Below are 25,134 nucleotides of genomic sequence, written 5' to 3'. Positions count from 1 at the left end.
TAATAAAAGAAAAATTCGATTATGTCAGCAACAGCACACGCACACGTAGATGATCACGCTCATGATGATCATGGACATCATCATAAGGAAACATTCATTACAAAATACATATTCAGTCAAGACCATAAAATGATTGCCAAACAGTATTTCATTACTGGGGTTCTCATTATGGGCTTTATAGGTATCGCCATGTCCTTATTGTTCAGGATGCAATTGGCTTGGCCTGGGGAGTCCAATGTCTTCTTTGAGGCATTATTGGGTAAATGGGCTCCAGAGGGGGTCATGGATGCTGATATTTATTTGGCATTGGTAACCATGCATGGAACGATCATGGTGTTTTTTGTACTAACGGCCGGTCTTAGTGGAACGTTTAGTAATTTGTTGATTCCCCTTCAGATAGGAGCAAGGGATATGGCTTCGGGCTTTTTGAATATGATATCCTATTGGTTGTTTTTCGTTTCTACGGTCATTATGGTTATTTCATTATTCGTTGAAGCAGGACCAGCCGCGGCTGGATGGACCATATATCCACCTTTGAGTGCATTGCCCATGGCGCAACCTGGATCAGGTATGGGAATGACCCTCTGGTTGGTTTCTATGGCGATTTTTATTGCCTCTTCCCTTTTAGGTTCCCTAAACTACATAGTTACCGTTTTAAACCTACGTACAAAAGGAATGACCATGACAAGATTGCCTTTGACCATTTGGGCATTCTTTGTAACGGCGATAATTGGTGTTATATCCTTCCCTGTGCTACTCTCCGCTGCATTGTTGTTGATTATGGATAGGAGCTTTGGAACATCTTTCTTTTTATCTGATATTTTCATTCAGGGGGAAGTACTGCATTATCAAGGCGGGTCTCCAGTTCTATTTGAGCACCTTTTCTGGTTTTTGGGACATCCAGAGGTATATATTGTAATCTTACCTGCAATGGGTATTGTTTCTGAAGTTATGGCGGTTAATGCAAGAAAGCCCATTTTTGGTTATAGGGCCATGATTGCGTCGATTTTGGCCATCGCCTTCCTTTCAACCATCGTTTGGGGTCACCACATGTTTATTTCAGGTATGAATCCGTTCTTGGGTTCCGTATTTACATTTACGACGTTGTTGATCGCAATTCCATCCGCAGTAAAAGCATTTAACTGGATTACCACCCTTTGGAAGGGCAACCTGCAAATGAACCCTGGTATGCTATTCTCCATAGGTATGGTCTCAACCTTTATTACCGGTGGTTTAACAGGTATTATTCTTGGGGATAGCACCTTGGATATCAACGTACATGACACTTATTTTGTGGTGGCGCACTTCCATTTAGTTATGGGTATATCCGCTTTATATGGTTTATTCGCGGGAGTATATCATTGGTTCCCAAAAATGTTCCAGGGTAGAATGATGAATAAAAATTTAGGTTTTGTCCATTTCTGGATAACTGCCATAGGATCTTATGGAATTTTCTTTCCAATGCATTTTGTGGGTATGGCAGGTGTACCTAGAAGGTATTATGAGAATACGGCTTTTCCCATGTTCGATGAACTGACCGATGTGCAGGCTTTAATGACTGTTTTCGCTATTATCACGGCAGCTGCCCAATTGGTATTTGTTTACAATTTTGTAAGAAGTATCTTTTATGGAAAGCGAGGAACACAAAACCCTTGGTCAGCCACTACATTGGAATGGACAACCCCAATGGAGCACATTCATGGAAACTGGCCGGGAGCTATACCAGAGGTACATAGATGGGCCTATGATTACAGCAAGGTAGATGAGAACGATGAGTATATCATTCCGGGTCAGGATTATGTGCAGCAGCATGTCCCATTATTTGATGGAGAGGAAGAACTACAACATTAAGATTTTAAATCTTTTGAAATGCCTAACTTTTCGGTTAGGCATTTTTTTTGCTTTAAACAATTGGGTTTGCCAATTGTTAATTTATAATATCTTTATAAAACAAAGTAACAATAGTATTTATTTTGAGTATCATGAAAAAGCTGTTCTTTATTGTTCTTGTCCTAGTTTTTGGACTTCATGCCATTGGACAAAGGAAACCAAAAATAAAGGGAAATAAGGATGTCGTTGAGGTTCGTGAAAGCCTACCGGCTTTCAACGCGATCCAGTTGGATGATGATTTGGAGGTAGTGCTCCAAAAGGGCTCCACGGAAGGATACGCTTTAGAAATAGATAATAATTTGATAGATGTATTAAAATTTAAGGTTGAGGATAGTACCTTGTTTATTTCTTCCTTTTATAATATCACTTCAAAGAGAAAACTCGATATCACCGTATACTATACGGAATTGAATCGAATAACCATGAATAATGGTGAAATCAGCATGCAGGATGTTATTTCCGGTAATCGTTTGGATGTATTGACAAGGGAGACTTCCCGTTTGGAACTTAATGCCACGGCTGATATAATTAATATAAGTATGGAGGGTATAAGTTCCGGTGATTTTAACGTGGCAAGTGACTCCCTTGTGATGAACTTAAAGGACCGCATTGATGTGAAAGTATATTCCGCAGGTGCTACCAACAATTTGTTCATGTATGAAAACGCTTCGGCAAAGTTTGAAGGTGCCACGGATTTTTTCAAGGTCAAATTATATGGAAAGAGTACCCTTAAAGGAGAGCAATTGGAGGCAAAACAAGCAATAGTGATTCTTGAGGATTCCCCTAACGCCAAAGTAAATGTACTGGAGGATTTTCAACTTTCGTCAAGAGGTTCTTCCAAGACAAGTTTGTACGGCAACCCAAAAATTACCATTTTGGATTTTCTGGATACCTCTCAACTTGATAAAGAAAATAATTAACCGGCTATAGGGGCGGTCAAACAATTATCAGGAATACCAAAGCCTTCAACTAATACATGAATATGCGGCCTTAGTTCCGTACACAAACGTTCCACACGCTGTCGTATGGCCTTGGATTTTGTACCGCCAATATATCCCTGTTCCAAATACCAAGAAGCATCCTGTATCATTTCATAAAGAGCATATAACGTACCCAATTTTTGAAATAGCTCCTTGTTTTTTGAATCCTTAATAGTTTCCGTAAATTCAAAATAGGTGTTATAGGCCAATTCTACACTATAGGCCTTTCCCAAGGCCAATAAATGGGTCTGTACCTTTAAAAAAGCCTGATAGGAAGGCACCCCTTTTTTAATGTAATCCCGAATGCGCATCGCCAAGGTATAGGTCAACCTACGGGTTCTATAGTCGAAAGCATGTTTGTGGAATTTTGGATTATATAGATGCTCCTTGTCCACTTTGTTTGAATATAAGGGATTTACAGTGGCTAGTTTGTCCGATAATTGCTGGCTTAACAATTTAAGCACAGAAGAGAATCCCGCACTGTTGAATTCCGATTTAAAATCTGAAAGCACACCTTTTGCCGCCAATTGCAAAAGAACATTGTTGTCCCCTTCAAAGGTTGTGAAAATATCAACATCTCCCTTGAGATCGGCAATGCGGTTTTCCAAAAGGTATCCCTTTCCTCCACAAGCTTCCCTACATTCCTGGATGGTACTGTTGGCATACCAGGTTATTATCGATTTGAGTCCTGCCACTTGCGTTTCCACCTTGCGTTTATCGGGTTGGCCGTCGTCACAATATATTTCCATCATTTTGTCCAAGGTGGCATGGTAGACATAGGCACTCGCAACCAATGGGGTCAAACGTAATTGATGCGAAGGATAATCCATCAACAAATCTTCCTGTATTTTAATATTGTCATTGAACTGTCTTCTTTTTAGAGCATGTTTAATGGCAATGGCCAAGGCCATTTTTGCGCCTCCCAAACCAGCCCTGGCTACGCAGATTCTTCCTCCTACCAAGGTTCCCAACATGGTAAAAAATCGTTTATTGGGGTTTTTGATATCTGAATGATAGGAGCCGTCTTCCTTAATAGTTCCATATTTGTTCAAGAGATTGGCACGGGGAACTTTTACTTGGTAGAACCATATCTTTCCGTTGTCCACGCCATTTAGACCTAGTTTATATCCGTTGTCCTCTACTCGGATGCCTGGAAAGAGTTCGTGCTTTTCATTTCTTAGGGGTACCAGAATGGCATGCACGCCTTCGTTTTTTCCGTCAACGATCAGCTGCGCGAAAACAGATGCTATTTTAGAATGCAGGGCATTGCCAATATATTCTTTGTTGTCATTTTCCCCAGGGGTATGAATGATTAGACTGTCATCTTCTTTTCGATAGGTAGCCGTAGTTTTTATGCCCCTTACATTGGAACCATGTCCGGTTTCGGTCATAGCAAAACAACCTAGGAGTTTGGCCTGACCGGCATCGGTTAGGTAACCATCATGATGGATTTTTGTGCCCAGTTTTTGTATACTGCCGCCAAAAAGTCCAAATTGAACACCAAATTTTATGGTCAGGCTTCCATCTACATACATTAAATTCTCAAAGATGGTGGCATAACCTTCCATATCACCCGTGCCGCCATAATCGCTTGGATAGGCCATGGCACCATACCCTTTTTGGGCCAAAAAACGTACTTGGTCAAGAACAACCTGCCTAAAGTCTTCCTTTTCGCGGTGTATCTCCCAATTGAAAATAGGGTTTCCAAGTATTTTCTGGAAGCTTTCGATAGTGGGAGCATGTTTTCCTTTTAGGATTTTGGATATTTCATTTGCCTTATAGGTGTTGGCACTTGCCATGTGCTCTACCTCTACTTCAAACAAATGGTTATAATGGTTGGGTTGGATTCCCAGATTGACCTCGATACTTTTTAAGTTCTCATTGAAGGGACATGTTTCATGATAATGGCACACCACTTTTTGGCTGAAGGTTGTCAACGGGTAGGTTTCCCCTTCCAATAACTTGATGCCCGAATTGGAAATCGTCTGTTTCCAATTCTTGAATTCCTTGTTCTTGGGAGGGTTCCTCACCTGTAACCAAGAATGTAAAAGTACTTTTTCTGTATCCAACAAAGTGGGGTCATTCTCAATGGCCTTTTCTACAACATTGACTTCCGAATCCGAAACAAGGTCATCTGACCAGATTACATAAAAAAATGGGATGTATTGAAGTATCCCAGGGGTATATATTTTCTTTTCCATAATTTGAAAATACAAATTTATCCCTGAAATTCTACGGAATAAAGAGAAGACACCTTGAAAATATATTACAAGTGTTTGCCTATCTTTGTTAGGCATGAATGAATATTTAGATCCATCCACCAACGGTTTTTCCGATGCGGAGCTCGACATTGAAAGGGCATTAAGGCCTGTAAGCTTTGATGACTTTACAGGGCAGGAGCAGGTTTTGGAAAACCTTAAGGTTTTTGTTGAGGCGGCCAATCGCAGGGGCGAAGCTTTGGATCATACGTTATTTCATGGACCTCCAGGACTTGGAAAGACTACCTTAGCAAATATTCTGGCCAATGAATTGGGCGTTGGAATCAAAATTACTTCGGGTCCAGTTTTGGACAAACCAGGAGATTTGGCAGGTCTATTGACCAACCTGGATGAAAGGGACGTGCTGTTTATTGATGAGATCCATCGGTTGAGTCCCATCGTGGAAGAGTACCTCTATTCCGCCATGGAAGACTATAAAATTGATATCATGATAGAAACGGGGCCCAATGCCCGTTCGGTCCAGATAAACCTAAACCCGTTTACCTTAATCGGTGCTACCACAAGATCGGGACTGTTGACTGCTCCTATGAGGGCGCGTTTCGGTATACAAAGTCGGTTGCAATATTACGATACTGAGTTGCTTTCTACTATTGTGCAAAGAAGTGCTGAAATATTAAAAGTACCCATTACCAATGAGGCGGCCATTGAAATTGCTGGCAGGAGTAGGGGAACACCAAGAATCTGCAACGCATTGCTACGAAGGGTGCGTGATTTTGCCCAAATAAAGGGTAATGGAAATATAGACATCGAGATTTCTAAATTTGGTCTCAAAGCTTTAAATGTAGATGCCCATGGACTGGACGAAATGGACAATAAGATATTGACGACCATTATCGATAAATTCAAGGGCGGCCCTGTGGGTATCACTACCTTGGCCACTGCCGTTTCTGAAAGTGCGGAAACTATAGAGGAAGTTTACGAACCTTTTTTGATCCAGCAAGGGTTTATTATGCGTACGCCCCGTGGTCGTGAAGTAACCGAGTTGGCTTATAAGCACCTGGGTAGGATAAAGGGTGGTATTCAACCGGGATTGTTTTGAGTATTTGCAATCAAACAAAATATTCTAACATGATTAAAACCGAAGCCAAGCGCCTCGGTTTTTTGTCCTGTGGTATATCCAAGGCAGATTTTCTTGAGCAGGAAGCACCAAGATTGGAGAATTGGTTGCATAATAATATGCATGGGAAAATGGGGTATATGGCCAATCATTTTGATAAAAGATTGGACCCGCGGTTACTGGTTGATGGTGCAAAATCCGTAATCTCATTATTGCTAAACTACTATCCCTCTCAAGAACAAAGGGATGACGCCTATAAAATCTCTAAATACGCATATGGGCAAGACTATCATCATGTAATAAAGTCCAAATTAAGACAATTGAATGAGTTTATATCGGAAGAAATTGGAGAGGTAAATGGTAGGGCCTTTGTGGATTCCGCTCCTGTATTGGATAAAGCTTGGGCGGCAAAAAGCGGTCTTGGGTGGATTGGAAAAAACAGTAATCTTTTGACCAAGGAAGTAGGTTCTTTTTACTTTATTGCCGAATTGATCATTGACCTGGAATTGGAGTATGATATACCTGTGACCGACCATTGCGGTACTTGTACGGCCTGTATAGATGCCTGCCCAACCCAAGCCATTGTTGGACCTTATGTGGTTGATGGCAGTAAATGCATTTCCTATCTTACTATTGAGTTGAAGAATGAAATACCTAAAGAATTCCAGGGTAAAATGGATGAATGGATGTTCGGATGCGACATATGCCAAGACGTATGTCCTTGGAATCGATTCTCCAAATCCCATAACGAACCATTGTTCGACCCACATCCTGAATTATTGTCCATGTCCAAAAAAGATTGGGAGGAGATAACTGAGGGCGTTTTTCAAGGGATTTTTAAAAAATCAGCAGTGAAGCGGACCAAATTTTCTGGTTTAAAAAGAAACATAGAATTTTTGCGAAATAACTCCTAGCAACTACAACGTTGTAGTTTCAATGTGTTGCCTAATTCCGTACTCTTTTATATTTACTTTTCATTAATTATACTATATTGCTAGGCGACTTTTTATAGGGATTCTGGAAAAAGAACTGATATTTTTTGACTATCCCGTAATGAGAGTCGCTCAAACCAAAGAACCAATTAGTATGCAACTAACGAAACCAAGTCTGAGCTTCTGGCAAATTTTCAACATGAATGTCGGGTTTTTGGGCATTCAGTATAGCTTTGGACTGCAACAAACGGCTATTAACCCAATATTTTTATATCTGGGCGCCCCAGAGGATATGTTACCCATTTTGAACATTGCAGGGCCTGTCACCGGCTTGGTCGTGCAACCTATCATTGGGGCTATGTCAGATAAAACTTGGTCTCCACGCTGGGGTAGGAGAAAGCCTTATTTCTTGATCGGCGCATTGATTGGGAGTATTTGTCTTTTTATGTTTCCTTCTAGTCCGGCACTTTGGTTTGCAGTTGGATTACTATGGATTTTGGACGTAGGTAACAATATGGCTATGGAACCTTACAGGGCTTTTGTGGGGGATAAACTTCCTGAGAAGCAATTTAGTTTAGGATATCAAATGCAAAGTCTGTTCGTGGGAGCAGGGATATTGTTGGCAAATGGCTCTATTGTCCTTTTCCAATATTTATTTGGGGATGAAACTGTAGAGGTTGCAGGGTCAATTCCTACATGGTTATATTACTCGTTCTATATTGGAGGTATCCTCTCCATAACTACAATATTATGGTCGGTTTTAAGAACTCCTGAAATTCCACCAACGGATGGAGAATTACAGGAAATTAACGAAGCTAAAAGCAAACCATTGGGAACTAGAATGGCAAAACCTTTCACTGAAATAAAGGAGGCCATTCAAAAAATGCCTACATTCTTATGGAAGCTAGGCGCGGTATATTTATTTCAATGGTATGCTCTCTTCGTCTATTGGCAATACATAACCCCTTTGTTCATGAATACGTTGGGGTATTCAACATCGGAAGCAGCTTCACAATCGGCACAGATGAGTTTAACTTATAACATTGTTACTATGGTCGTGGCATTGGGGCTTGTACCTTTGACCCTTAGGTTTGGGGGTAAAAAAGTCTATGCCATCAGTTTGGTAGGTACTGCCATTGCATTATTTACCATCCCATTTATTGAAGATCCTTTATTGGTTCTGGCTCCTATGGTTTTGTTTGGGGTTGGTTGGGCCGCCATGATGGGAATCCCTTATACTATGGTTTCCAAAGTGGTGCCCCAAGAAAGAAGAGGGGTGTATATGGGTATTTTAAATATGATGATTGTGATTCCCATGGGTATCGAAACCTTGACCTTTGGTCCTATCTACAAGTATCTTTTGGGCGGTAATGCAGTTAATGCTATGTTGTTTGCAGGTTTATTTTTTGTAATTGCAGCTGTATTGGCCATGCGATTGAATGTTGGCAGAGGTAAAACCGATATTGATTTATAACTAATGATTTCGTTTTATAGCCGTTTTTTGTTGATTTAAAACCAATAACTTTTTATCGGGTTTACAGGAATACCGTTACATTTGTGGTTCAAATTCCCAAAACATGAGCAAGGAGAAACAACGTAGGGAGGCCTTGGTGTACCATGCCAAACCTCAACCCGGTAAGATTAAAATCGTTCCCACAAAACCTTATAGTACCCAGCGCGATCTTGCTCTTGCCTATTCCCCCGGAGTGGCAGAACCCTGTCTGGAAATTGCAAAGAACAAGGAAAACGTTTATAAATACACCTCAAAAGGAAATTTAGTGGCCATTATTTCCAACGGTACGGCCGTCTTGGGCTTGGGTAACATTGGGCCGGAAGCTTCTAAGCCAGTAATGGAAGGTAAAGGCCTGCTCTTTAAAATTTTTGCCGATATCGATGGAATCGATATAGAAGTGGATACGGAGGATGTGGAAAAATTTATAGAAACCGTAAAAATGATAGCCCCCACTTTTGGCGGTATCAATCTAGAAGATATCAAAGCGCCGGAAGCTTTTGAAATCGAAAGGAGGTTAAAGGAGGAGTTGGATATTCCGGTCATGCACGATGATCAGCATGGGACCGCTATAATATCGGCCGCGGCCTTATTGAACGCCTTGGAATTGGCGAAAAAGAAAATAGAGGATGTGACCATAGTGGTTAGCGGTGCAGGCGCTGCAGCCGTATCCTGCACAAAATTGTACAAAGCATTTGGGGCAAGGGCAGAAAATATTGTAATGTTGGATAGTAAGGGGGTTATACGAAAGGATGCCGATAACCTATCGGATTCAAAACGTGAGTTTGCTACGGATAGAAAAATTGACACCTTGGAAGAAGCTATGGTAAATGCAGATGTATTTATTGGTTTGTCCATTGCCGATATCGTTACTCCAGCAATGCTCAATTCCATGGCGGACAACCCTATAGTCTTTGCCATGGCAAATCCCAATCCGGAGGTTAACTATGATCTTGCCGTAAAAACCAGAAAGGATATTATCATGGCAACAGGTAGGTCGGACCATCCCAATCAGGTGAATAACGTACTTGGTTTTCCATTTATTTTCAGGGGGGCGTTGGACGTTAGGGCAACTTCCATTAATGAAGAAATGAAGATGGCAGCCGTTAAGGCATTGGCCCAACTAACCAAACAACCGGTGCCGGAACAGGTGAATATAGCATATGGGGAAACCCGACTCACCTTTGGTAAGGACTATATAATCCCAAAACCCTTTGACCAACGATTGATTCATGAAATTCCACCTGCGGTTGCAAGGGCGGCCATGGAAAGCGGAGTTGCAAAAGCCCCTATAGAGGATTGGGATAAGTATAAGGAGGAATTGATGCTTCGTTCAGGGAACGATAATAAGGTGGTACGATTGCTTCATGGAAGGGCAAGAACCAACCCAAAGCGAATTGTATTTGCGGAAGCGGACCATTTGGATGTTCTCAAGGCAGCCCAGATCGTATATGAAGAAGGACTTGCAGAACCTATACTCTTAGGTAGAAAGGATGTCATTCTTGAGCTAAAGAAAGAACTTGAATTTGATGCCGATATCCCTATCGTGGACCCGTTGTCGGATGAATTTGATGAACGACATATTAGGTATGCTACCAAATATTGGGAAAGTAGAAAAAGAAAGGGTACGACGCTGTATAGTGCCAAGATCAAAATGCGGGAACGCAATTATTTTGGTGCCATGATGGTGCTCGAAGGGGATGCCGATGGCATGATATCTGGATATTCCAGGGCATATCCAACAGTGGTCAAACCTATTTTGGAGGTGATAGGAAGAGCATCGGGTGTGAAGAAAGTAGCTACGGTAAATATTATGATTACCGAAAGAGGGCCTTTGTTCTTGGCGGATACCTCTATCAATATTGACCCAAATGCAGAGGAAATAGCGGACATTACCCAAATGACGGCGAACGTTGCCACAACTTTTGGTTTTGACCCGGTAATTGCTTTGTTGAGTTATGCCAATTTTGGTTCTTCGGCACACAATAATGCCATAAAGGTTAGGGAAGCGGTAAAATTGTTGCATGAGACCAGTCCGGAGTTGGTGGTAGATGGGGAAATACAAATGGATTTTGCCTTGAACAAGGAGCTTCATGAAAGCAAATTCCCTTTCTCTAAATTGGCAGGTAGAAAGGTAAATACCTTGGTTTTTCCAAATCTGGAATCGGCAAATATCACCTATAAGCTACTAAAGGAATTGAACAAGTCAGATTCCATAGGCCCTATCATGGTAGGTCTTAGAAAATCCGTTCACATTATGCAATTGGGGGCCAGTGTAGAGGAAATAGTCAATATGGCGGCCGTTGCCGTTATTGATGCCCAAGAACGTGAGAAAAGAAGAAATATCAAAAAGGGACAATAAAGTTTGTTTTTTTACCAACAACCAACAACCAACAACCATTAGCCAAATTCCATGATCCATCATTTAAAGGGAAAATTGATTGAGAAAAACCCAACGCATCTTATCGTAGAATGTAATGGGGTAGGATACTTTGTGAATATATCCTTACATACCTTTTCCAAACTCCCAGATAATGAATTGGTGAATATTTATACCCACTTGCAAGTAAAGGAGGACTCCCACACCCTATTTGGTTTTTCGGAAAGATCGGAACGGGAAATATTCAGGTTACTCTTATCAGTTTCCGGGATTGGTTCAAGTACTGCACGAACCATGTTATCCTCCATGTCCCCGGTAGAGATTAGGGAAGCAATAGCCAATGGAAATGTCCCTTCCATTCAGGCAATAAAGGGCATCGGTGCGAAGACTGCGCAGCGGGTCATTTTGGACCTTCGGGACAAGATTTTAAAAGTGTACGATATAGACGAAGTTTCAACATTTCCAAACAATACAAATAGGGATGAAGCGTTATCTGCTTTAGAGGTACTGGGTTTCGCTAGAAAACAGGCTGAAAAGGTAGTAGATAAGGTGATTTCCCAAGACCCCTCTTTAAGCGTAGAGAACATTATAAAACTGGCGCTGAAAAATTTGTAGCAAGTTTGAAACAAGGGGCATTTAAAAAACTTAAAGATTCTTTTAAGCATACTATCCTATTCATTGTTTTTATTGGCTTTGTGGAACAATCCAAGGCCCAGGAAACAGATGGACAAGAGATAGATTCGGTAAAGACGGGGTATGATCTTGGACGGATCGTACTGGAAAATCCGGATAGTATTGTTTCCAAATATATTTACGATCCCAATCTGGACCGATATATTTATAATGAGAGTATTGGTGATTTCAACATTGGCTACCCCATTATACTAACACCGGATGCGTACTATGAACTAGTTCGCAGGGAGGGAATAAAGAGCTACTTCAAGGAAAAATCCGATGCCTATTCCGGTAAGAAGGCCGGGAGTGAGGAAGCCCGACGAAATCTGTTGCCCAACTTTTACATCAATAACGATTTTTTTCAATCGGTATTTGGCGGAAATACCATAGAGGTCATCCCGCAGGGATCTGTCGCCATGGATTTGGGCGTTATCTGGCAAAAGAACGACAATCCTTCCCTATCGCCCCGTAACAGGACCAATCTTTCTTTTGACTTTGATCAGCGAATCAGTCTAAGTATGTTGGGCAAGATCGGGGAGCGCTTGCAAGTAAACGCCAACTACGATACGGAGGCGACTTTTGATTTTCAGAATATTGTGAAGTTGGACTATACGCCCACCGAAGATGATATTTTAAGAAAGATAGAGGTAGGTAATGTCAACATGCCCTTGAACAGTTCCTTGATTCAAGGGGCGCAGAGCCTTTTTGGTGTGAAAACACAATTACAGTTTGGAAAAACAACGGTAACCGCTGTTTTTTCTGAGCAGCGTTCCCAGAATAACACGGTTGTGGCCCAAGGTGGGGGAACCATCAATGAATTTAATTTAACGGCACTCGATTATGACGAGGATAGGCATTTCTTTTTGGCCCAATACTTTCGGGACAATTATGACAGGGCCTTGGAAAAATATCCCTTCATTCAAAGTAAGGTCCAGATAACCCGTTTGGAGGTTTGGGTCACCAACAGAAGCCAACAAACACTCAATGTTCGTAATGTAGTGGCTTTGCAGGATTTGGGGGAAACTAGATATGGAGACCCCATTTCAGGGGCAACGGATGAGGAAAAAACGAGGATAGGTTTAATCGCTGGGGATGTGGCCAGTGGATTTTTTCCATCAACTTTGAACGGTTTGCCAAGAAATGGAGCAAATGCCTATGACCCTGCATTGATCAGTAGTGGTGGTGGGGCGTTAAATGACAATATCCGAGAAATTGCAACTGTTGAACAAGGTTTTAATCCAATAGTGCCTGGATATCAGGCCAATCAGGGATTTGATTATGCCATCCTGGAAAATGCCCGTAAACTTGAACAAGGACGGGACTTCGATTTCAATACCCAATTGGGATATATATCCTTGAACCAACGTTTGAGCAATGATGAGGTATTGGCCGTCGCCTACCAGTATACCTTTGATGGGAACGTATACCAAGTGGGTGAATTTGCCAATGGAGGTTTGGATGCCACCACGATTTCCGGAGGGGCCGCTCCGGTAATCGAGAACAATACATTAGTTCTAAAACTTTTGAAAAGTAATATTACGAACGTCAGCGATCCTATATGGGATTTGATGATGAAGAATATTTATGCCACGGGCGCCTTTCGCTTGAGCGAAGATGACTTTAACATGAATATCCTTTATTCCGATCCAACGCCTAGAAATTATATTACCCCTGTCGTAGAAGGTCCTGGGACTGGTTGGCCAGAAGGATTACAGGACCGTATCCTTTTGGACGTTTTTAATTTGGACCGATTGAATGTTTACAACGATGTGCAGCCTGGTGGGGATGGTTTTTTTGATTTCTATCCCGGTATTACGGTAGATATTCAAGGAGGGCGTATCATTTTTACCAAAGTGGAGCCTTTTGGGCAATACCTATTCGAAACCTTGGACGATGGTACGGGAGATTACGAAAATGCCGCTTCCTTTAATGAAAATCAGGAAAAATATGTCTTTAGGGATATGTACGAATCCACCAAGGCGGCGGCCCTACAAGATCCTGAAAAGAATAAGTTCCTTTTAAAAGGACGATACAAGTCCGAAGGAAACAACGGTATTCCCATAGGTGCTTTTAATGTGCCCAGAGGTTCGGTGACCGTTACCGCTGGCGGTAGACAGCTACAGGAAGGAATAGACTATACGGTGAACTATCAGGCCGGGACCGTACAAATTTTGGATCCTAGTTTGGAAGCTTCCAATACGCCCATCAATATTTCCGTAGAGAACAATGCCGTTTTTGGTCAGCAGACCAGAAGGTTTACAGGAGTAAACCTGGAACATCAGTTTAATAAGAACTTCGTGCTTGGGGGAACTTTGTTGAATCTAAATGAACGTCCATTGACCCAAAAATCGAATTTTGGGATAGAACCCGTCAATAATACCATTTATGGTCTTAACGGAAATTTCTCCACGGAGGTACCTTGGTTGACGCGAATGGTGAACAAACTTCCCAATATTGATACGGATGTACCTTCTAATCTTTCGGTTCGTGCCGAGGTTGCCTGGCTAAAACCCAATTCACCCAAGAATGCCGATTTCCAAGGGGAAACTACCACCTATTTGGATGATTTTGAAGGCGCCCAGGCCTTGATTGATATCCGCGGTTCCTTGGGATGGACCTTGGCCAGTACACCATTGGAGTTTGCTCCCGGCGGACAGTTGACGGGTACTTCTCCCGAAGATCCTGCCAACCTTGAAAACGGATTTGGCCGAGCCAAAATGGCCTGGTACACCATAGACCCGATCTTTTACACCAATCAAAGGCCAACGGCCATTACGGACAATGATATTTCCACAAACCCCACCCGTAGGGTTTTTATAGATGAGGTTTTTCCTCAGGTGGATATTGCCCAAGGTCAGACAACCGTTCAGGGAACTTTGGATATTGCCTATTACCCAAACCTTAAAGGTCCCTATAATAATAATCCCGATTTTCAAAATACCCAGCCTGATCAAAAGTGGGGCGGTATCATGCGGTCTTTGAGCAGTACCAATTTTGAGCAGGCCAACGTGGAATTCGTTCAGTTTTGGGTACTTGACCCTTACGTTGATGGCGAGGCAACAAGCCCGGGGGAGCTGGTCTTGAACTTAGGGAATATATCCGAAGATATTCTGCGCGATGGTAAAAAACAATATGAAAATGGATTGCCCGGTGTGGATAGTAACGAATTTGTGGCCCCTACCAGTTGGGGAGAGGTGCCGGCCACCCAGTCCTTGGTCTATGCCTTTGATGCCAGCGAACCCAATAGGACTTTGCAGGATATAGGTTTTGATGGTTTGAACGATGAAGCCGAAGCGGCCATCTACGGTGCTAACCCGGGACCGGACCCTGCCTTGGACAACTACCAGTATTACTTAAATAGGGAAGGAGGGATTTTAGAGCGGTATCTCGATTTTAATAATCCCGATGGCAACTCGCCCGTACAGGTGACCAATACCAATAGGGGTTCTACCACCCTGCCCGATGTGGAGGATGTGGACAGGGACCTGACGATGAATACCGTAAATAGCTACTACGAATATCGGATTCAAATTAAACCAGGGACCACGATAAACGATAAATACGTTACCGATATCAAGGAAGGTGTTACTCCGGAATTGCCCAATGGAGACCAATTGAATAGAAGGTGGATTCAGTATAAAATTCCCCTTAGCGATTTTACCGATGCCGTAGGCGGCATTACAGATTTTAGGTCCATCAGTTTTATGCGTATGTACATGACCGGTTTTTCTGGATCAACGGTACTTCGTTTTGCTACCTTGGATTTGGTCCGTGGCGATTGGAGAACCTATGTAAAAACACTGCAGGACCCTGATATCGACAACAACCCGGCGGATGACGGTACTACCTTGGACGTGAATACCGTGAACATTGAAGAGAACAGCGGAAGGATTCCCATACCCTATGTCCTGCCTCCGGGCGTTGCCAGGGAGCAGTTGAACAATAACAACACGATCATTAGGCAGAACGAGCAATCCTTGTCCCTGGTAGTGGAGGGGCTTGAATCCAGGGATTCTAGGGCCGTTTTTAAGAATTTGAACGTGGACATCCGTCAGTATCAAAAGATAAAGATGTTCATGCATGCGGAGAAAATTGTGGATAGCGACTATGCCGATAGTTCCACGCCGCTGGTAGGTTTCTTACGAATTGGTACGGACTTTACGCAGAATTATTATCAAATAGAACTACCGTTGCAGTTTACGCCTTTTACCGCGGCATCGGAAAGTGAGATATGGCCCGATGTCAACGAAATGGACATAGCTTTAAGCGATTTGAACAAGGTGAAATCGGCATGGATACAAGGGGGCGATTTGAGCGAAGTACGATTTTTTGAGGTGGAAAATGGGGAAGTTATTCCGGTAAACGAGTTTGACGATAGGGCCGCAGGAAGGTTGCGAATCGGTATTAAAGGAAATCCTTCTTTAGGAAGTATCCGTAGTATGATGGTAGGTATAAAAAACCAGGATATTTTACCGGCAAGGGGCGAAGTATGGTTCAACGAACTTCGTTTGGCGGGATTGGACAATAACGGAGGTTGGGCGGCCATTGCGGCGGTGGACGCCAATGTTGCAGATTTTGCGAACGTGACCGCCACGGGTAGCAAGAGTACCTCGGGGTTTGGGTCCATTGACCAAATGCCAAACGAAAGGGCGCGGGAAGATGCGACTAGTTATGACGTGGTCACCAATGTGAACGTGGGGCAGCTACTTCCCAAGAAATGGGGTATTCAGTTGCCTTTCAACTATGGTATTTCCGAACAGTTGATTACCCCTGAATTTGATCCTGTGTACGACGATTTAAAGTTGAACGATTTGATTGATGCTGCACCAGATCAACAGACAGCTGAAGAAATACGGGAACAGGCAGAGGATTATACAAAACGTACCAGCATCAACTTTATTGGAGTACGAAAGGACCGTAGCGAAGAGGCGGATGCCAATTTCTATGATGTGGAGAATTTCACCTTTAACTATTCCTACAACGAAACCCAACACAGGGATTTTGAAATAGCGGAACTTAGGGATCAATCGGTCAATACAGGTTTTGTATATAACCACAGTTTTGATCCTGTAGAAGTGGCACCCTTCGCCAAAAAGGATTCCCTTTTCACGGGTAAATACTGGAAATGGTTAAAGGACTTGAATTTGAATTTGTTGCCCGCCAGTGTATCGGTCAATTCCAACATCAACAGACAATTCAATGCACAGCGCTTTAGAGATGTGCGGGAAGAAGGTGTGGACCGTTTGCCGTTACCGGAGTTGCAACAAAGGAATTATCTGTTCAATTGGCAATATGCTGTCAATTATAACCTGACCAAGTCCTTGCGCTTCAACATGACGGCTTCCAACAACAATATCGTCCGTAACTATTTTGAAGAGGATGGTAACCCAAGGTCTGAAATAGATAAGACCTTGGAACTGTGGGACGGCTTTTTTGATTTGGGCGAGCCCAATAGGCATTCCCAACAGATTCAATTGAATTATGAAGTGCCCTTTTCCAAAATCCCTGCTTTGGATTTTATCAATGCGCAGTACAGCTATACCAGTAACTTTGATTGGCAACGTGGCGGGGACGCCCTAGCGGAGGTCGCCCAGGAAGCATTGAATGACCCAAATGCACGCATCAATACGGTTCAAAATGCCAATACGCATACGTTGACCGCTTCCTTGACCATGCAAAAGTTCTATGATCTTATCGGATTAAAAAAGAGGGAGGCCCCCACGGCGCAAAAGAGAGCAGGTGCTCGCCCCAATATTTTGAACCAGGGTAGAACGGAAGAGGAAAAGGTAAAACCAAAAACCAGTGGCCTTTTTAATACAATGGTGGATGTGGTGACCATGGTAAAACGTTTGAACATTAACTATAATGAAAACAACGGAACCGTACTGCCGGGATACACCCAGTCCATAGGTTTTATAGGTACCACCAGGCCTACCCTTGGTTTTGTATTGGGTAGTCAGTCCGATGTTCGATTCGAGGCCGCCAGAAATGGTTGGTTGACCACTTTCCCTGATTTTAACGATCAGTTTATCAGAAGAACGAACAAACAATTGAACATCACCGCCACGGCACAGCCAACTAGGGATATCACCATCGATTTGGTAGCCGATAGACAGTACTCCAGCAGCATACAGGAGAATTATGATTTGGAGGCTTTATTGGACAATAGGACCGGTCTTCAAAACCAATTGGGCAGCTTTAGTATTTCTACCATGATGATCGGTACGGCCTTTGGCAAGAGCGACGAGTTTGATTCGGATACTTTTGAGCAGTTTAAGGAAAACAGGATTACCATAGCAAATAGATTAGTTTCCGATCGCGGGCAAACACCTGGAACTTTGGATGAGGATGGTTTCCCGGAGCGGTATGGAAAGACCCAACAAGACGTATTATTACCTGCATTCTTCGCGGCTTATACCGGTCAGGATGCAGAAAGGGTGAATCTAGATGTGTTCAGACAAATTCCAATTCCCAACTGGAACATTAAGTATACCGGACTTATGCAGAACAAGTGGTTCAAGAAAAAGTTCAAGCGTTTTTCAATTCAGCATGGATATAGGGCCTCGTACAGTATCAATTCCTTTCAGACCAATTTAGAGAAACAGCAATTGATAAATGATGGTATTCAAGCGGTAGATACTGAAAATGGAGATTTGCTTCCGGATCTGATTCTGAACAATATAGTTTTAACGGACCAGTTCAATCCCTTGGTCAGGGTCGATTTTGAAATGCAGAATTCTGTAAGTGTACTTGCGGAAGTGCGTACGGACCGTACACTCTCCTTGAGTTTTGATAATAACCTGATGACGGAAATAAACGGTCAAGAATACACGGTAGGATTGGGTTACAGGATAAAGGATGTACAATTTGTCACGAATATAGGTGGTAACAAAACTCGGTTGAAGGGGGATTTGAATTTAAAGGCCGATGTAAGTCTTAGGGACAACATTACCATTATTCGGAATTTGGACATCAACAACAACCAGATTACTTCGGGACAGAATCTATTGTCCATAAAATTTGGTGCGGACTATGCCTTGAGCAAGCAATTAAACGTGTTGTTCTTCTATGATCATAATTTCTCCCAGTTTGCCGTATCCACTGCCTTCCCGCAAACTACGGTCAACGCCGGCTTTACGCTCAGGTACAATTTTGGGAATTAAGTAAGACCTATTTCTTAAAGAAGTAAAAGTATTTTTTGAATTCCTTTAGGGAATAATTTACATTTGTCCCCTATCAAAAATAAGGACTATGAATATACCCGCTGAATTAAAGTATACCAAAGACCATGAATGGGTTAAAATTGAAGGCGATGTCGCCACGGTAGGTATCACGGATTTTGCCCAGGGAGAATTGGGTGATATTGTTTATGTAGAAGTGGACACGTTGGATGAAACTTTGGATAAGGAGGCAATTTTTGGAACCGTTGAGGCCGTAAAGACGGTATCAGATCTTTTTTCACCTGTATCGGGAGAAATTATCGAGTTCAATACCGCCTTGGAAGACGAACCGGAAATGGTCAACAAAGATCCCTATGGTGCAGGTTGGATGGTGAAGATTAAATTATCCGATAGTTCAGAAATAGAATCGCTTTTAAGTGACGTGGAGTATAAGGAATTGATTGGTGCTTAAAAAGCTCTTTTATAACATACTTTTTATAAGCTGGATGGTGTTCGTCACTTTTTCCAGCTTATTTTCTTTTGAAGGCATGCAAATGGGATCCTTTGCCTTTAGGATTCCTCACCTGGATAAAATGGTCCATTTTATCTTTTACTTGGTGATGGTGGTTACGGGATTTTTTGCCATAAAGGATTATCTTGTGCATCGGTATAAAGCATCTGCCATACTTTTGGGCATGGTAGTATTTTCTATAATGTACGGCATGATTATTGAAGTTTTACAGTATAGTGTTACCTCGAACAGACAAGGGGATATTTTGGACGCATTGGCCAACTCCTTGGGGGCGATTACCGGTATGTTCCTTACAAGAAGCCTTTTTTATAAAGGAGAGCAGTTAAAATGAAAATTTTAATTGCATGTTTAAGGATTAATTAATTAAATTAGCAAACACTAAAATGATGATATATGGAACCTAAAAAGAATCCAAAGGCGGATTTGACCAAGAATAGCAGCTTATATTTTGTTGTAGGCCTTTTTGCTGTTATGTTGCTTACCTATATAGCCTTTGAATGGAAAACGTATGATGAAGTGAATAACTATGACATCTCCATGAACGTGGATGATTTGTTGGATGAAGAAGTTCCAATGACGGAACAGATTAAAACACCACCACCACCTCCGCCACCGGCTGCACCTGAAATCATTGAGGTTGTTGAAGACGAGGAAGAAGTTGAGGAAACGGTAATTGAGTCTACAGAGACTAGCCAAGAGGAAGAAATCATTGAAGTAGATGATGTTGTTGTTGAGGAAGAAATGGATGATGTGGACGTTCCTTTTGCCGTAATCGAGGATGTGCCCGTTTTTCCAGGTTGTGAAAAGGAAAGTGATAAAAGGGCATGTTTCAATTCCATGATTCAAAAACATATCAGTAAAAACTTCCGCTATCCAGAAATTGCGCAGGAAATGGGTATCCAAGGAAGGGTAAGTGTTATGTTCGTGATTCAAAAGGATGGTAGTATTGGAAATATTAGAATGCGTGGACCGGATAAAAATTTGGAAGCCGAGGCTGCTAGAATTATTGGTAAGTTGCCAAAAATGACGCCTGGGAAGCAAAGAGGACGAGCCGTACGTGTACCATTTAGTATTCCTATTAACTTTAAATTACAATAATCGTATTACATAAATTTTTAAAGGTCCGAACTATAGTTCGGACCTTTTTTTATGGAACTATTCCAAATCCTGATATCAATCCTTGGAAGAAGCTTAAGATTTATTTAAAATAGGAACTTGGGTTTGCAGAACAAGGTTAGTCAGAGTATCTTTGCAGTCCAATTTTGTGTAAGGATGAAGACCGCGGTCCGTATGGCAAAAGACATGACATTTCCATTGATTTTTGCTGATTTCAAGGAAATTACCAAAGTAAGACTAGCGATCAGTGTGGTCTTTTCCTCTATTGCGGGATATCTTTTGGGTGCTTATGAAATAAGTGTATCATCTATTTTGTTGTTGGCTTTTGGCGGCTATTGCATGGTGGGGGCAAGTAACGCCTATAATCAAGTAATAGAAAAGGATTTGGACGCTTTAATGAAGCGAACAAAAAATAGGCCCATTCCCGCTGGGAGAATGTCCGTTTTTATGGCAATGTCCATAGCCATTGGCCTAACTTTGCTCGGGATCATTAGTCTATACCTTCTTAATCCTAAAACGGCCATGTTTGGGGCTATCTCCATATTTTTATATACAAGTGTATATACTCCGCTAAAAACGAAAACGCCACTATCGGTTTTTGTTGGCGCTTTTCCAGGTGCCATCCCTTTTATGTTGGGCTGGGTTGCGGCCACCAACGATTTTGGTATTGAGCCGGGCACCTTGTTCATGATTCAGTTTTTTTGGCAATTTCCCCATTTTTGGGCATTGGGTTGGATGCTGCATGAAGATTACCAAAGAGGGGGTTTTAAGATGCTTCCTACCGGTAAAAAGGATACGGGTACTGCGCTACAAATTATCATGTACACAATTTGGATGATGGCCATATCCGTAATTCCTGCGTTTGGGATTACCGGGAGGTTGATGCTTTCCATTCCAGCTGCGATACTAATTTTGTTGCTTGGAGGGGTTATGTTATTTTTTGCCCTTAAGTTATATGCAAAGAGGGATTCGGTCACGGCAAGGAAATTGATGTTGGCCAGTGTAAGCTATATTACACTTATGCAGATTATCTATGTATTGGACAAGTTTATTTAAGATAGTATGGATTTAACCAAGGGAACTGAAAAGGAGAAAAGGGATAGGTCAAAGAAGATGATTCTTTGGTTTGGAATGGTAAGCTTGTTAATGGGCTTTGCTGGATGGACCAGTGCCTATATAGTAAGTAGTTCCCGTGAAGACTGGGTAAGCAGCTTGGCTCTACCAACCTCATTCTATATAAGTACGGTCATCATTATTACCAGTAGTATTACCTACATACTGGCAAAAAAGGCGGTCAAGGAAGGTAATGATAAAATGGGTGCCACCTGGTTGTTGGTAACCTTGGCCCTTGGAATCGCTTTTATTCTAATGCAGTTTAATGGCTTTTCCCAAATGGTGGCTAGGGGTTATTATTTTACGGGACCCACTAGTACCATAAAGCTATCCTATGTGTTTTTGATTGCCATGGTGCACATTGTCCACGTAGTTGCAGGGCTAATTTCCCTACTGGTTGTTTTATATAATCAATATAAAGGAAAGTATACAAAGGACGAATACCTGGGAATATCTCTGGGAGCGACCTTTTGGCACTTTTTGGACTTGCTTTGGGTCTACCTATTGTTATTTATGACATTTGTAAAATAATAATTTGAAACAAAAAAAGTTTTGAATCAAATTCAGCTTTTATATAGTTGAAAAAAATGTAAATTTGCTAAAGTTTTATTAAATCGATACATAAATCTATGGATACGACGGTTACAACGGAGATTAAGGAAAATGCATGGGGGGGAGGTAATAGGCCTTTAGGTGCTAGCTATGGTAAGTTGATGATGTGGTTTTTCTTGGTTTCGGATGCGCTTACCTTTTCTGGTTTTTTGGCCGCATACGGTTTTTCACGCTTCAAATTTATGGAAACTTGGCCCATCGCCGATGAGGTTTTTACGCACGTACCATTCTTTCATGGTAACTACCCCATGATTTATGTTGCCTTTATGACCTTTATATTGATCATGTCTTCCGTAACGATGGTTTTGGCGGTGGATGCAGGTCATAAAATGAAGAAAAATGCGGTTATATGGTACATGTTCGCCACTATTATTGGTGGTGCCATTTTCGTTGGTTCCCAAGCTTGGGAGTGGGCAACGTTTATTCGAGGGGATTACGGCGCTGTGGAGACCAAAGGAGGCAGGATTCTTCAGTTTGTAGATGCTGAGACGGGCAATAGGGTTGCTTTGGCAGATTTTGCAAAAACGATTCCAAGCGAACGCGTTGCACATAAGGAAAATAATGGTATTTGGTTTTATGGAGAAGGCACCCGTACTAGTTTTACCGTGAACGAGGTAATCGAAGGATTCAAGGCAAATCCTAGTTTGGCCATAAAAACGGAGACAATTAATGAAGAGGGCGAAAAAGTAGTACTAAGTAGACAGGAATCGCTTTCAAAATTGGCAGATGCCTCCCAGGTGGTTGAAGGTGCTAATCTTATTCACAACGAATACGGAAGTAGACTTTTTGCGGATTTTTTCTTCTTTATTACAGGTTTTCACGGTTTTCACGTTTTCTCTGGGGTAGTTATCAACCTCATTATATTTTTTAATGTCGTTTTGGGTACTTATGAACGAAGAGGACATTATGAAATGGTTGAAAAGGTAGGACTCTATTGGCACTTTGTGGATTTGGTTTGGGTATTTGTATTTACTTTCTTCTATTTGGTGTAAAAATTGGTTGTAGAAAAGATTATTTAATATAGTATGGCACACGAACATAAATTAGAGATTTTTAGAGGATTGTGGAAGTTTAAATCCAACACCCAAAAGATTTGGGGCGTTTTGGCCTTTTTGACTTTGGTAACGGCTGTTGAGGTTGTTTTGGGTATTTACAAACCTGCAGTGCTTACTGGGACTTATGTGTTGGGCATGAAGTTATTGAACTGGATCTTTATCATTTTGACATTAGTAAAAGCTTATTATATTTCATGGGACTTTATGCACCTAAGGGATGAGAAAAGTGCTTTGAGGAGGGCCATCGTTTGGACACCTATCTTCTTGGTCCTTTATTTGGTATTTATTCTTTTGGTAGAGGCCAATTATATTTTTGAAATATATAAGGATGGTTTCGTGAAATGGAATTTCTAAGTGTTTTAAAAGAACATAATTAACAAAATAGAAAGACGGTTAACGAACCGTCTTTTTTATTTTTGTATGGTTTTTAAAGTAATTCCTAAAAGATGAATTTCTTGAAATCAAAAATTTGGATTCCGGTTATATGAAAAAAAACTTTGTACTGATTGTTTTGTTCGTTTTACCCATAGTGGCATATTTATTCTTTGCGTCTGGAGTTACCAATTTTGGAAGGTTGCCTGTTTTAAATGATGGTGTAATGGAAATCCCGAAAAATGCGGGGAATACCATGTTTTCCAATAGTATCACCGTTTTGGGATTTCTAGGAAGGGATGTGGAAGGGAGAAAAGGCAATGCCTTTAACTTGAATCAAAAGATTTATAAGCGCTTTCATGAGTTTGATGACTTCCAATTTTTGATGGTAGTACCCAAGGGTACGGAAGCTGACGTAACGGATTTGAATAAGGAGCTTTCCAGTCTTGATGAAACTACTAAATGGAATTTTGCCTTTTTGGAAGAAGCTGCTATTTTAAATCTATTTGAAAGCCTAGGAACCAATTTGGATCTGCAAAGGGACCTAAGTTCCCCTTATGTTTTTATCGTGGATAAAAACTTAAAATTGAGAGGTAGGGACCAGGATGAGGATGAAGGCATTAAATACGGTTATAATACGGCTTCCGTGGCGGACTTGAACAATAAGATGGTCGATGATGTGAAAATTATACTGGCGGAATATAGAATGGCTAGAAAGGAAAATAATCTTAATAGAAAAACCGATTGAATAAAAAGTATACATACGTTTGGGTTTCTTTGGTCATACTCATATTCGGGATAATTTTTATACCAAGAATCGTAGAGCGACTAAAGACTGATGATGTTGTAGAAATCGACCGTATGAATACGACTTCATCCGATGGGGGTTTAAGCTATGTCCTACTTAATGGTAAAAAACGGAAGGTTCCATCATTTCAATTCATCAATCAAGATAGCTTGGTAATTTCGGATAAGGATTACTTGGGCAAAGTATTTGTTGTGGAGTTCTTTTTTACCCGATGCCCTAGTATTTGCCCTATTATGACCAAAAACTTAGTGGCTTTGCAGAATGAATTTGTAAATGATGAAAGCTTTGGAATTGCTTCATTCAGCATTACGCCGGATTTTGACACACCGCAAGTGCTAAAGGAATATGCTGAAAAATATGGGATTACCGATATGGATTGGCATTTGATGACCGGTAAAAAGGAGGAAATTTATGATTTGGCGAATAGTGGTTTCAATATTTTTGCCGCTGAAATGCCCGATGCCCCTGGGGGGTTCGAACATTCCGGCCTGTTCGCCTTGGTAGATAAGAACGGTTATATTCGTTCGAGAAAGGACGCCTTTGGAAATCCTATCGTTTATTATAGGGGTGCAATTACAGAAGAGATGGGTGAGAATAGTGAAGGGGAAAAGGAGCAAATTGGTATCTTAAAGGAAGACATAAAAAGACTATTAGAGGAGTAAT

Annotated in this window: 18 protein-coding genes; 17 read left to right on the top strand and 1 reads right to left on the bottom strand. The window is 41.6% G+C overall.

Annotation, left to right across the window (positions count from 1 at the left end; all coding sequences use genetic code 11):
* The first annotated feature begins 21 nt into the window (after positions 1 to 21).
* The gene (locus tag BFP75_RS17510; RefSeq protein WP_099546637.1) at positions 22 to 1,851 is read left to right on the top strand and encodes a cbb3-type cytochrome c oxidase subunit I; all 1,830 of its coding nucleotides are present in this window, start codon (positions 22 to 24) and stop codon (positions 1,849 to 1,851) included.
* Positions 1,852 to 1,982: 131 nt separating this feature from the next.
* A complete protein-coding gene (locus tag BFP75_RS17505) occupies positions 1,983 to 2,810 on the top strand; it encodes a GIN domain-containing protein (RefSeq protein ID WP_099546636.1) in 828 nt (275 codons plus the stop codon).
* Here BFP75_RS17505 and BFP75_RS17500 read toward each other — a convergent pair.
* Entirely contained in the window at positions 2,807 to 5,071 is a 2,265-nt protein-coding gene (locus BFP75_RS17500) for an acyl-CoA dehydrogenase (protein WP_099546654.1), read from the bottom strand. The genes BFP75_RS17505 and BFP75_RS17500 overlap by 4 nt on opposite strands.
* Before the next feature lie 94 nt (positions 5,072 to 5,165).
* Here BFP75_RS17500 and ruvB point away from each other — a divergent pair, with 94 nt between their 5' ends.
* From ruvB to BFP75_RS17425, 15 genes are all read left to right on the top strand, one after another.
* Complete coding sequence (ruvB, locus tag BFP75_RS17495) at positions 5,166 to 6,188, top strand: Holliday junction branch migration DNA helicase RuvB (protein ID WP_099546635.1); 1,023 nt, start codon at positions 5,166 to 5,168, stop codon at positions 6,186 to 6,188.
* A 29-nt stretch (positions 6,189 to 6,217) separates the two neighbouring features.
* The gene (gene queG, locus BFP75_RS17490) at positions 6,218 to 7,120 is read left to right on the top strand and encodes a tRNA epoxyqueuosine(34) reductase QueG (RefSeq protein ID WP_410504097.1); all 903 of its coding nucleotides are present in this window, start codon (positions 6,218 to 6,220) and stop codon (positions 7,118 to 7,120) included.
* A gap of 172 nt (positions 7,121 to 7,292) precedes the next feature.
* Positions 7,293 to 8,612 (top strand): MFS transporter, encoded by a 1,320-nt coding sequence (locus tag BFP75_RS17485; protein WP_099546652.1) that lies wholly within the window; start codon positions 7,293 to 7,295, stop codon positions 8,610 to 8,612.
* Positions 8,613 to 8,715: 103 nt separating this feature from the next.
* The gene (locus BFP75_RS17480; protein WP_099546634.1) at positions 8,716 to 11,010 is read left to right on the top strand and encodes an NADP-dependent malic enzyme; all 2,295 of its coding nucleotides are present in this window, start codon (positions 8,716 to 8,718) and stop codon (positions 11,008 to 11,010) included.
* Between the two features lie 51 nt (positions 11,011 to 11,061).
* Complete coding sequence (gene ruvA / locus BFP75_RS17475; protein WP_099546633.1) at positions 11,062 to 11,643, top strand: Holliday junction branch migration protein RuvA; 582 nt, start codon at positions 11,062 to 11,064, stop codon at positions 11,641 to 11,643.
* A gap of 5 nt (positions 11,644 to 11,648) precedes the next feature.
* Entirely contained in the window at positions 11,649 to 18,866 is a 7,218-nt protein-coding gene (gene sprA, locus BFP75_RS17470) for a cell surface protein SprA (protein ID WP_099546632.1), read from the top strand.
* A gap of 88 nt (positions 18,867 to 18,954) precedes the next feature.
* Positions 18,955 to 19,335: a glycine cleavage system protein GcvH gene (gene gcvH / locus BFP75_RS17465; RefSeq protein WP_099546631.1), complete on the top strand. Its 381-nt coding sequence runs from the start codon at positions 18,955 to 18,957 to the stop codon at positions 19,333 to 19,335.
* Positions 19,328 to 19,726 carry a VanZ family protein gene (locus BFP75_RS17460; RefSeq protein WP_123803502.1) on the top strand — a complete coding sequence of 133 codons (399 nt, stop codon included), beginning with the start codon at positions 19,328 to 19,330 and terminating at the stop codon, positions 19,724 to 19,726. The genes gcvH and BFP75_RS17460 overlap by 8 nt, the downstream gene beginning before the upstream one ends.
* 62 nt (positions 19,727 to 19,788) lie before the next feature.
* On the top strand, positions 19,789 to 20,493 hold the full coding sequence (locus tag BFP75_RS17455) for an energy transducer TonB (protein ID WP_099546629.1): 705 nt from the start codon (positions 19,789 to 19,791) through the stop codon (positions 20,491 to 20,493).
* A 174-nt stretch (positions 20,494 to 20,667) separates the two neighbouring features.
* Positions 20,668 to 21,567, top strand: a complete 900-nt coding sequence (gene cyoE, locus BFP75_RS17450; RefSeq protein WP_099546628.1) for a heme o synthase — start codon at positions 20,668 to 20,670, stop codon at positions 21,565 to 21,567.
* A 6-nt stretch (positions 21,568 to 21,573) separates the two neighbouring features.
* On the top strand, positions 21,574 to 22,155 hold the full coding sequence (locus BFP75_RS17445; RefSeq protein ID WP_099546627.1) for a heme-copper oxidase subunit III: 582 nt from the start codon (positions 21,574 to 21,576) through the stop codon (positions 22,153 to 22,155).
* A 98-nt stretch (positions 22,156 to 22,253) separates the two neighbouring features.
* Positions 22,254 to 23,228: a cytochrome c oxidase subunit 3 gene (locus BFP75_RS17440; protein ID WP_099546626.1), complete on the top strand. Its 975-nt coding sequence runs from the start codon at positions 22,254 to 22,256 to the stop codon at positions 23,226 to 23,228.
* Positions 23,229 to 23,261: 33 nt separating this feature from the next.
* Positions 23,262 to 23,645, top strand: coding sequence for a cytochrome C oxidase subunit IV family protein (locus BFP75_RS17435; protein ID WP_099546625.1), 384 nt, complete (start codon positions 23,262 to 23,264; stop codon positions 23,643 to 23,645).
* 130 nt (positions 23,646 to 23,775) lie between these two features.
* Positions 23,776 to 24,411 carry a hypothetical protein gene (locus tag BFP75_RS17430; RefSeq protein WP_099546624.1) on the top strand — a complete coding sequence of 212 codons (636 nt, stop codon included), beginning with the start codon at positions 23,776 to 23,778 and terminating at the stop codon, positions 24,409 to 24,411.
* Positions 24,408 to 25,133 carry an SCO family protein gene (locus tag BFP75_RS17425; protein WP_099546623.1) on the top strand — a complete coding sequence of 242 codons (726 nt, stop codon included), beginning with the start codon at positions 24,408 to 24,410 and terminating at the stop codon, positions 25,131 to 25,133. Before BFP75_RS17430 ends, BFP75_RS17425 begins: the two co-directional genes overlap by 4 nt.
* The last annotated feature ends 1 nt before the right edge of the window (position 25,134 follow it).

The organism is Maribacter sp. 4G9 (assembly GCF_002742265.1).
Lineage (GTDB): Bacteria > Bacteroidota > Bacteroidia > Flavobacteriales > Flavobacteriaceae > Maribacter.
The sequence above is the reverse complement of the archived record's forward strand: the minus strand, read 5'-3'. Positions and strand labels throughout refer to the sequence as shown.

Excerpts from the sequence above, each read along its gene's own strand:
- BFP75_RS17455 (WP_099546629.1), top strand. The coding sequence starts at position 19,789 with ATGGAACCTAAAAAGAATCCAAAGGCGGATTTGACCAAGAATAGCAGC.
- BFP75_RS17510 (WP_099546637.1), top strand. The coding sequence starts at position 22 with ATGTCAGCAACAGCACACGCACACGTAGATGATCACGCTCATGATGAT.
- queG (WP_410504097.1), top strand. The coding sequence starts at position 6,218 with ATGATTAAAACCGAAGCCAAGCGCCTCGGTTTTTTGTCCTGTGGTATA.
- BFP75_RS17445 (WP_099546627.1), top strand. The coding sequence starts at position 21,574 with ATGGATTTAACCAAGGGAACTGAAAAGGAGAAAAGGGATAGGTCAAAG.
- BFP75_RS17430 (WP_099546624.1), top strand. The coding sequence starts at position 23,776 with ATGAAAAAAAACTTTGTACTGATTGTTTTGTTCGTTTTACCCATAGTG.
- BFP75_RS17480 (WP_099546634.1), top strand. The coding sequence starts at position 8,716 with ATGAGCAAGGAGAAACAACGTAGGGAGGCCTTGGTGTACCATGCCAAA.
- BFP75_RS17485 (WP_099546652.1), top strand. The coding sequence starts at position 7,293 with ATGCAACTAACGAAACCAAGTCTGAGCTTCTGGCAAATTTTCAACATG.
- BFP75_RS17500 (WP_099546654.1), bottom strand. The coding sequence starts at position 5,071 with ATGGAAAAGAAAATATATACCCCTGGGATACTTCAATACATCCCATTT.
- ruvA (WP_099546633.1), top strand. The coding sequence starts at position 11,062 with ATGATCCATCATTTAAAGGGAAAATTGATTGAGAAAAACCCAACGCAT.
- ruvB (WP_099546635.1), top strand. The coding sequence starts at position 5,166 with ATGAATGAATATTTAGATCCATCCACCAACGGTTTTTCCGATGCGGAG.
- cyoE (WP_099546628.1), top strand. The coding sequence starts at position 20,668 with ATGAAGACCGCGGTCCGTATGGCAAAAGACATGACATTTCCATTGATT.
- gcvH (WP_099546631.1), top strand. The coding sequence starts at position 18,955 with ATGAATATACCCGCTGAATTAAAGTATACCAAAGACCATGAATGGGTT.
- BFP75_RS17440 (WP_099546626.1), top strand. The coding sequence starts at position 22,254 with ATGGATACGACGGTTACAACGGAGATTAAGGAAAATGCATGGGGGGGA.
- BFP75_RS17435 (WP_099546625.1), top strand. The coding sequence starts at position 23,262 with ATGGCACACGAACATAAATTAGAGATTTTTAGAGGATTGTGGAAGTTT.
- BFP75_RS17505 (WP_099546636.1), top strand. The coding sequence starts at position 1,983 with ATGAAAAAGCTGTTCTTTATTGTTCTTGTCCTAGTTTTTGGACTTCAT.